The organism is Mesorhizobium sp. M7A.T.Ca.US.000.02.2.1, assembly GCF_003996995.1.
In the GTDB taxonomy this organism is placed as follows: Bacteria; Pseudomonadota; Alphaproteobacteria; order Rhizobiales; family Rhizobiaceae; genus Mesorhizobium.
In genome coordinates this window covers 1-8,944 of record NZ_RZTT01000258.1, presented here as the reverse complement: position 1 = coordinate 8,944, position 8,944 = coordinate 1, and the positions used below count along the sequence as shown (strand labels likewise).

Here is an 8,944-nt window from a genome sequence, read left to right as displayed (position 1 = left end):
ATCCCTCGCGCAAGTGTGCCAGGCTTGACGCTAGTACCAGCCCACCGCCACCTGCGCCTCTTCCGACATGCGGTCGGCCGACCATGGCGGGTCGAAGGTCATGTTGACCTCGACGCCGGAAACGCCCTCAACCGCGCCGACGGCATTTTCGACCCAGCCCGGCATTTCGCCGGCAACCGGGCAGCCGGGCGCGGTCAGCGTCATGTCGATCTTGACCGAGCGGTCGTCCTCGATGTCGATCTTGTAGATCAGGCCCAGTTCGTAGATGTCGGCCGGGATTTCCGGATCGTAGACCGTCTTCAGCGCCGAAACGATGTCGTCGGTCAGCCGCGCCAGTTCGTCGGCTGGAATGGCCGATCCCGAAACCAGCGCATTGGGTGCGGTTTCCGGAGTGGTCTCGGCAGCGATGCTTGCATCATCCATGGTCGTCACCCAAAAAAACTCGTCATCCGAAGAATTTGCGCGCTTTTTCAAGCGCCTCGGCCAAAGCGTCGACTTCGGCCCTGGTATTGTACATGCCGAACGATGCCCTGCATGTGGAGGTTACGCCGAACCGTTTCAACAGCGGCTGGGCGCAATGGGTGCCGGCGCGGACAGCAACGCCCTGCCTGTCTATCACCATCGACACGTCATGCGCATGAATGCCTTGCAGTTCGAACGAGATGATGGCGCCCTTGCCGGGCGCATCGCCGAAGATGCGCAGCGAATTGATGGAGCGCAGCCGCTCATGCGCGTAGTTCTTGAGGTCTTCCTCATGGGCTGCAATGCGCTCGCGACCGATCGTTTCCATATAGTCGAGCGCGGCACCCAGCCCGATCGCCTGGACGATCGGCGGCGTGCCGGCCTCGAAGCGGTGCGGCGGCTCGTTGTAGGTGACGATGTCTTCCGTCACCTCCTCGATCATCTCGCCGCCGCCCATGAAGGGCCGCATGCCAGCGAGAATGTCCTTCTTGCCGTAGAGCACGCCGATGCCCGACGGGCCATAAACCTTGTGCCCGGTGAAGACGAAAAAGTCGCAGTCGAGATCCTGCACGTCGATAGGCATATGGACAGCGCTCTGACTGCCGTCGACCAGCACCGGAATTCCGCGCGCATGCGCAATGCGCACGATCTCCTTGATCGGCGTCACAGTGCCAAGCGCGTTCGACATGTGGGTAATGGCGACCAGTTTGGTGCGCTCGGTCAGCCGCTTCTCGAATTCCTCGATGTGGAAAACGCCGAGATCGTCGACCGGCACCCAGACCAGTTTGGCGCCCTGCCGCTCGCGGATGAAATGCCACGGGACGATGTTGGAGTGGTGCTCCATGATCGACAGCACGATCTCGTCGCCCTCGCCGATGTTGGGCATGCCATAGCCATAGGCGACCGTGTTGATGGCCGAAGTCGTGTTCGAGGTGAAGATGATGTTGTCGGTGCTCGGCGCGTTTAGGAAGCGGCGCACCGTCTCTCGGGCCTTTTCGTAGGCGTCGGTCGCGGCGTTCGACAGAAAATGCAGGCCGCGATGGACGTTGGCGTATTCTTGGCTGTAGGCGTGCTGGATGGCGTCGAGCACCGCCTGCGGCTTCTGTGCCGAGGCGCCATTGTCGAGATAGACCAGCTTCTTGCCATAGACTTCCCGCGACAGGATCGGGAAATCGCGGCGGATCGCTTCGACGTCGTAGAAATCTCCGATCTTGCCCGGCGCGTTCATCAGATCACCCGTGTGCCGCGAACCAGCCGTCGAGCCGCGCTTCCAGCGCCTCGACGATCGCCTCGTCGTCCAGTTCCTCGATCACCTCCGCGACGAAGGCCTTCACAAGCAGGCCCCGCGCGCTTTTCTCGTCGACGCCGCGCGCCATCAGGTAGAACAGATGGTTGTGGTCGATTTCGGTGACCGTCGCGCCATGGCCGCAAATCACGTCGTCGGCGAAGATTTCAAGCTCGGGCTTGGTCGAGAATTCGCCGTCGTCCGACAGCAACAGCGTGTTGCAGGCCATCTTCGCGTTGGTCTTCTGCGCATATTGATGGACGTTGATGCGGCCCTGGAACACACCGCGCGCCTTGCCCGTCACCACGTTGCGGACGATCTCCGTCGAGGTCGTGTGCGGCACGGCATGGTCGAGAACCATGGTCACGTCGGTGTGGGTGTCGCCGGCCAAGAGGTTGATGCCGCGAAGCTTGAAATCGGCGCCTTCGCCAGTCGTCCTGACCATGATCTCCTGGCGCACGAGCTTGCCCCCGGCGTTCATGACGAACAGTGTCAGTTTCGCATTCTTGCCGATATGGGCCTTGAACTGCGCCAGATGCGTCGCCGTTTCCGGCTGCTCCTGGACGATCAGCCACGTCACCTCGGCGCCCTCGTCGAGCACGATCTGGCTGACCGAGCTGCCCAAGGCAGCGCCATCACCCGTCTGCCGTTCGACGATGACGGCCTTTGCGCCGGCGCCGACGCGAACGGTCAGGCGCACATGGGTCTGGCCGCCGGCCTGCAGGTTCTGCAGCTCGACCGGCTTTTCAAGTTCCACACCATCGGCGATGTCGACAAAATACCCGTCGGCGACAAAAGCCGTGTTCAGCGCGCCAATGGCATCGTCGCTGCCATAGGGGTCGAGCCCAGGTGCTGCGCTGCCGTCGACCAGCTTTTCCGACAGGCGCTGGAAAGAGACGCCTTCAAGAACCGGCACTTTGGCGTCGGACTTGCCGTTCAGGATCGACACCACGGTGGAACCGTCGACGATCGGGGCGATGGCTTTGGCCATGGCTGCTGGGTCGAAGTCCGGCACGGTATTCAGCAACCGGCGCAGGTCGGTGTAGTGCCAGGATTCGACGCGCCGCGTCGGCAGGCCGTGCTTGATCGTCTCGATGGCGTCGTCGCGCTTCAGCATCACCGCGCCGTCGCCCGGCAGCAGCGACAACCGGTCGCCGAAGGCGTCGATCAACGCTGTTTCGGCCGGTGTCCGCTGGGGTTGTGCGTGCATATTCATCAAACTGCCCTCTGGCATCTCACGCTGCTTCGCCGATCACGCCGGCATAGCCGTTGGCTTCCAGGTCGAGCGCCAGCGACTTGTCGCCTGACTTGATGACCTGACCCTTGTAGAGCACGTGCACGGTGTCGGGCACGATGTGCTCAAGCAGGCGCTGGTAGTGGGTGATGACCAGGAACGCCCGGTCCGGCGCGCGCAGCGCGTTGACGCCGTCGGACACGATCTTCAGCGCATCGATGTCGAGGCCGGAATCGGTCTCGTCGAGCACGCACAGTTTCGGCTCCAGCAGCTTCATCTGCAGGATCTCTGCCCGCTTCTTCTCGCCGCCGGAGAAGCCGACATTGAGCGGCCGCTTGAGCATCGCCATATCCATGCTGAGCGAGGCGGCGGCTTCCTTCACGCGCTTGAGGAATTCCGGGATCTTCAGCGGCTCCTCGCCACGCGCCTTGCGCTGCTCGTTCATCGCCACCTTCAGGAATTCCATGGTGGCAACGCCCGGTATCTCCATCGGATACTGGAAGGCGAGGAAAATGCCTGACGTGGCGCGCTCGGCCGGATCCATTTCGAGGATCGACTGACCGTTGTAGAGGATGTCGCCCTCGGTGACTTCATAGTCCTCGCGGCCGGCAAGGATGTAGGACAGCGTCGACTTGCCCGACCCGTTCGGCCCCATGATCGCGGCGACCTCGCCGGCTTTCACCGTCAGGTTCAGGCCGCGGATGATTTCGGTGCCGTCATCGACGATACGGGCGTGCAAATTTCTGATTTCAAGCATTTTTTCGTTTCCTGAATATATATCCGGTCAGCCGACCGAGCCCTCAAGGCTAATCCCGATCAGCTTCTGCGCCTCGACCGCGAACTCCATCGGCAGTTGCTGGATGACGTCCTTGACGAAGCCGTTGACGATCAGCGCGATCGCTTCCTCTTCAGGGATACCGCGCTGCATGACATAGAATTTCTGGTCCTCGGAAATCTTCGACGTCGTCGCTTCATGCTCGAACTGCGCCGTCGAGTTCTTGGCTTCCATGTAGGGCACGGTGTGCGCGCCGCACTGGTCGCCGATCAGCAGACTGTCGCAGTTGGTGAAGTTGCGGGCGTTGGTCGCCTTGCGGTGCGCCGAGACCTGGCCGCGATAGGTGTTCTGCGAGAAGCCGGCGGCGATGCCCTTGGAGATGATGCGGCTCGACGTGTTCTTGCCGAGATGGATCATCTTGGTGCCGCTGTCGACCTGCTGGTAGCCGTTCGACACGGCGATCGAATAAAACTCACCTTGGGAATCGTCACCGCGCAGGATGCAGCTCGGATATTTCCAGGTGATCGCCGAACCGGTCTCGACCTGCGTCCATGAAATCTTGGAGCGGTCGCCACGGCAGTCGCCGCGCTTGGTGACGAAATTGTAGATGCCGCCCTTGCCCTCGGCGTCGCCGGGGTACCAGTTCTGCACCGTCGAATATTTGATCTCGGCATCGTCGAGCGCCACCAGTTCGACGACGGCGGCATGCAACTGGTTCTCGTCGCGCTGCGGCGCCGTGCAGCCCTCGAGATAGGAGACGTAAGCCCCCTCCTCGGCAATGATCAGCGTGCGCTCGAACTGGCCGGTGTTCTTCTCGTTCATGCGGAAATAGGTCGACAGCTCCATCGGGCAGCGCACGCCCTTGGGCACGAAGACGAACGAGCCGTCGGTGAACACAGCCGAATTCAGCGTGGCGTAGTAATTGTCGGAGGTCGGCACGACCGAACCGAGATATTTCTTCACCAGCTCCGGATGCTCGCGGATGGCTTCCGAGATCGAGCAGAAGATGACGCCGGCCTGCGCCAGTTCCTTCTTGAAGGTGGTGACGACGGAGACGGAATCGAACACGGCGTCGACAGCGACGCGGCCCGATTTGTAGACGTTATCGCTGACTTCCTCGAGCTCCGAGGCGTCGGTCTTCTGCACGCCGGCAAGGATTTCCTGCTCCCGCAGCGGAATGCCAAGCTTTTCGTAGACTTTCAACAGTTCGGGATCGACATCGCTGAGCGAGGTCGGGCCGGGCGTGCTCTTGGGCGCCGCGTAGAAATAGATGTCCTGGAAATCGATCTTCGGATAGTGGACGCGCGCCCAGGTCGGCTCGTCAAGCGTCAGCCAGCGGCGATACGCTTCCAGACGCCATTCCAGCATCCAGGACGGCTCATCCTTCTTGGCCGAAATGAAACGGATGATGTCTTCGCTGAGGCCCTTGGGGGCCTTGTCCATCGCGATTTCGGTCTGGAATCCGTATTTGTATTGGTCGACGTCGATCTTTCGGACCCGATCGATCGTGTCCTGCACAGCAGGCATATGCGTTCTCCATCCACGCCGGGGTCAAGGCCCGACAGTTTTCAAACTATGGCACCGCCAAAAACGAACCCCGAAGAGGTGCTCGCGGCAGCGTAAGTTTAATATAGTGCGCTTCGACCGGGAATTCACCCGGCCAGCATGAAACGCACGGCTCTACCAGGCCGAAAGGCCCAAATTCGTCCAACCGCTACGCGGCCCGTTCTCTATCCGCCCTACGTGCGGTAATTCCCGCCAGTGCGACGCGAAACAGCTCGATGTCTTCCGCGCCGGTCGCGGGTCCGATGGACACCCGCAAGGCGCCGAGACTGTCGCCGTATCCCATGGCTTTCAGCACATGGCTCGGTCCGACCTTGCCAGACGAGCAGGCAGAGCCAGCCGACAGCGCTACACCGGCCAGATCGAAGGCGATCTGCGCGGTTTCGGCTTTGACGCCCGCAATAGCGAAGAATGCCGTATTGGCAAGCCTTGGCGCACCGGTTCCGAAGATTTCCGCGTCCGGCACCAGCGATTTGACGATGGCCTCGATCTCGTCGCGGCGCTGGCGCACCGCATCCATGGCCGGCAATCCCTCTAGGGCCTCGCGGGCGGCCGCGCCAAAACCGGCAATGGCAGCGAGATTTTCAGTGCCGCCGCGATGGCCCTTTTCCTGGCCGCCGCCATTGATCAACGGCTTCGGCATCATCAAATCGGAAGCCGCGACGATGGCGCCGACGCCCTTGGGACCACCGATCTTGTGCGAGGACAGTATCAGATAATCGGCGTAACCCGTTGATAGATCGGTCGAAACACGCCCTGCGGCCTGCACGGCGTCGACAATGAGGATGCCGCCCGCCGCCTTGACGATCCCGGCGATGCGATCGATCGGCTGGATGACGCCGGTTTCGTTGTTGGCGGCGTGGATGGCGACCAGCGGCAGGCCTTCGCTCTTGTCGTGACCGCCGAGCGCCGACGCCAAGGCGCCGAGGTCGGCGATGCCGTTGGCGTCGACGCCGATCCGCGTCACCTGCGCTGCGGGGAACCGTCCGCCGTTCAACAGGCAGGGATGATCGGCCTCCGACACGTAAAGCCGGCTCATACGCACCGTGCCGCGCCCCATCTGCCAGTCGGGTGACAGCAGCGTCGAGGCTGCTTCCGTGGCACCGGAGGTGAACACGACATGCTCCGCCTTGGCGTTGACTAGCGCCGCCACGTCACGCCTGGCGGTCTCGATCAGGCGGCGGGCCGCGCGCCCCTCGGCGTGAACCGATGACGGATTGGCCGCGACGTCAAGGGCCGCGACCATAGCCTCGCGGGCCACGGCAAGCAGCGGCGCACTGGCATTGTAGTCGAGATAGGCGCGTATTCCGGCCATTTTCGTCCGTCAAATCCCGTCAGAAGCCATTCCGCTGTCGTATGGCGTTATTTCCTTGAAATTCCAAGGCGAGCCGTCCTATTTACGCGGCTTGCGGCGCGGGTGGCCGGGCTCGATGTCTTGCCACTCAGTTTTGAACAATTCTAAACTAGCTTCTAAGAAGACGCTCGCCCTGCGTCAAGGCCAGAGGAAACGTTCCAGGCACCGCGCGTTCGTATTACCAAGTGGAGTATTTTATGCCTGAGGTCATTTTCACCGGTCCTGCCGGCCGCCTGGAGGGTCGCTATCAGCCTTCCAAGGAAAAGAGCGCGCCGATTGCCATCGTCCTGCACCCGCACCCGCAATTCGGCGGCACGATGAACAACAAGATCGTCTACGACCTCTTCTACATGTTCCAGAAGCGGGATTTCACCACGCTTCGCTTCAATTTCCGCGGCATCGGCCGCAGCCAGGGCGAGTTCGACCATGGCACCGGCGAGCTGTCGGACGCGGCCGCCGCTTTGGACTGGGTGCAGTCGCTGCATCCCGATTCCAAGAGCTGCTGGGTCGCCGGCTACTCCTTCGGCTCCTGGATCGGCATGCAGCTTCTGATGCGCCGGCCGGAGATCGAAGGCTTCATTTCGATCGCGCCGCAGCCCAACACCTATGATTTCTCGTTCCTGGCGCCCTGCCCGTCATCGGGCCTGATCATCCATGGCGATGCCGACAAGGTGGCGCCGCCGAAGGATGTGCAGGGCCTTGTCGACAAACTGCACACGCAGAAGGGCATCACCATCACGCAAAAGACGTTGCCCGGCGCCAACCATTTCTTCGCCAACGATGCCGACCTGCTGCTCGAGGAATGCGCCGACTATCTCGACCGCCGGCTGGCCGGCGAATTGTCGGATCCGCGTCCGAAGCGGCTGAGATAAACAAGGAAAGAACGGACGGCGATGTACGAACCTCCTCATTTCAGGGAAACGCGGCCGGAAATCCTGCACGGGCTGATCCGGACGCATCCGCTGGGCCTGTTGGTTTCCAACGGGCCCGATGGGCCGGTCGCCAACGCTGTCCCGTTCCTGCTTGACGCGGAAATCGGGCCTAACGGCAGGCTGCGCGCCCATCTGGCGCGGGCCAACCCGCAATGGCGCCTGCTGGCCGACAATCCGGCTTCACCCGTACTGATCGTCTTCCAGGGCAGCGATGCCTATGTGACGCCGTCCTGGTACGAGACCAAGCGCGAGACCGGCAAGGTGGTGCCTACCTGGAATTACGCCATCGTGCAGGTCCGCGGCACCGTCAAGGTGATGGATGACCAGGACTGGCTGGCGCAGCAGATCGCCGATCTGACCGTCTCCCAGGAAGGCGCCCGCGCCGCGCCCTGGGCGGTGACCGATGCGCCGGAGCCCTTCATCCAGTCGCAGATCAAGGGCATTATCGGGCTGGAAATCGAGATCAGCGAAATCCACGGCAAGTGGAAGGTCAGCCAGAACCGGCCGGTCGCCGATCGCGTCGGCGTTGCACAGGGGCTGGAAAGCGAAGACCACCAGTCGCCCGGCATGGCCGGCCTGGTCAGATCCTATGGCGGACTGGACGGCAACTGAACTTCGAATGCTCAGGCAGCCTTCCTTGTCGGTCCGATCAGCCGAAACGTTCTCTTGCAGACCGGCAGTCCCGACGGCATCGGCCGGAAAATGAAGCCGAGCCGGGCAAAGACCAGCCCGCAGGCAAGCGCGAAGCCGCAGCCAAGGCCGAAGCCGGCGACGGTGTCGCTGGGATAGTGCGCGCCAACGAAGATACGGGTCGAGGCGATACAAGCGGTGATCGCCAGGGCGATGTACCAGCGCCGCGGAAACAACAGCAAAGCGACCCCGAACACCGCGCCCATCGTCGTACCATGGCCGGACGGAAAGCCGGCGAAGCGCGCATCGAAAGCGAAGGGGTGCAGGGTCAGCACGCCAAAGTCCTCGTAATAGAGGGGGCGAGCCCGGCCAATGGCATATTTCAGCACATTGACGGCGATCCCCGACAGGCCGGTGGCGCACAGCACCAGAAAAGCCAGGCAGGTCCAGTTGTAGAGCAGCATCAGCGAGCGCCGGGAGAGGCTTCGCCAATCCGTCAGGTTCGCGGCGACAAGCAGAAGCACTGAGGGAATGAGATACCAGCCACCCAGGCCGAACTGGGTGAAAAAGTCGGCAGTCCGGGCAAATCCCGCCGACCACTTGCCGTGAAGCATTCCGGCCGGGGTGTCGAGACGAACAAACGCTGCCGCCGTCAGCAAAACCCAGTCCAGCACCCAGACCGACCACAAAACGTTCGGGTATCTGGCCG

Annotated in this window: 9 protein-coding genes; 2 read left to right on the top strand and 7 right to left on the bottom strand. The window is 62.3% G+C overall.

Annotation, left to right across the window (positions count from 1 at the left end):
• Positions 1-30: 30 nt before the first annotated feature.
• The 6 genes from EOD15_RS22270 to EOD15_RS22245 form a co-directional block, all read right to left on the bottom strand.
• The gene (locus EOD15_RS22270) at positions 31-423 is read right to left on the bottom strand and encodes an SUF system Fe-S cluster assembly protein (RefSeq protein WP_127329623.1); all 393 of its coding nucleotides are present in this window, start codon (positions 421-423) and stop codon (positions 31-33) included.
• Between the two features lie 22 nt (positions 424-445).
• Complete coding sequence (locus EOD15_RS22265; protein ID WP_127319474.1) at positions 446-1,690, bottom strand: cysteine desulfurase; 1,245 nt, start codon at positions 1,688-1,690, stop codon at positions 446-448.
• A gap of 4 nt (positions 1,691-1,694) precedes the next feature.
• Positions 1,695-2,963, bottom strand: coding sequence for a Fe-S cluster assembly protein SufD (gene sufD / locus EOD15_RS22260; RefSeq protein ID WP_127319476.1), 1,269 nt, complete (start codon positions 2,961-2,963; stop codon positions 1,695-1,697).
• A gap of 19 nt (positions 2,964-2,982) precedes the next feature.
• Positions 2,983-3,738 (bottom strand): Fe-S cluster assembly ATPase SufC, encoded by a 756-nt coding sequence (sufC, locus tag EOD15_RS22255; RefSeq protein WP_023810312.1) that lies wholly within the window; start codon positions 3,736-3,738, stop codon positions 2,983-2,985.
• A gap of 27 nt (positions 3,739-3,765) precedes the next feature.
• Positions 3,766-5,283, bottom strand: a complete 1,518-nt coding sequence (gene sufB, locus EOD15_RS22250; RefSeq protein WP_127319478.1) for a Fe-S cluster assembly protein SufB — start codon at positions 5,281-5,283, stop codon at positions 3,766-3,768.
• A 187-nt stretch (positions 5,284-5,470) separates the two neighbouring features.
• On the bottom strand, positions 5,471-6,634 hold the full coding sequence (locus EOD15_RS22245; RefSeq protein ID WP_127381277.1) for a cysteine desulfurase family protein: 1,164 nt from the start codon (positions 6,632-6,634) through the stop codon (positions 5,471-5,473).
• A 236-nt stretch (positions 6,635-6,870) separates the two neighbouring features.
• On the opposite strand from EOD15_RS22245, the gene EOD15_RS22240 reads away from it, so the two are divergent.
• Positions 6,871-7,545: an alpha/beta hydrolase gene (locus tag EOD15_RS22240; RefSeq protein ID WP_023669128.1), complete on the top strand. Its 675-nt coding sequence runs from the start codon at positions 6,871-6,873 to the stop codon at positions 7,543-7,545.
• A gap of 21 nt (positions 7,546-7,566) precedes the next feature.
• Complete coding sequence (locus EOD15_RS22235; RefSeq protein WP_127319484.1) at positions 7,567-8,217, top strand: FMN-binding negative transcriptional regulator; 651 nt, start codon at positions 7,567-7,569, stop codon at positions 8,215-8,217.
• A gap of 11 nt (positions 8,218-8,228) precedes the next feature.
• Here the strand turns inward: EOD15_RS22235 and EOD15_RS22230 are convergent.
• Positions 8,229-8,944: phosphatase PAP2 family protein (locus EOD15_RS22230; protein WP_127408824.1), on the bottom strand; the 716-nt coding region annotated here is incomplete at its 5' end.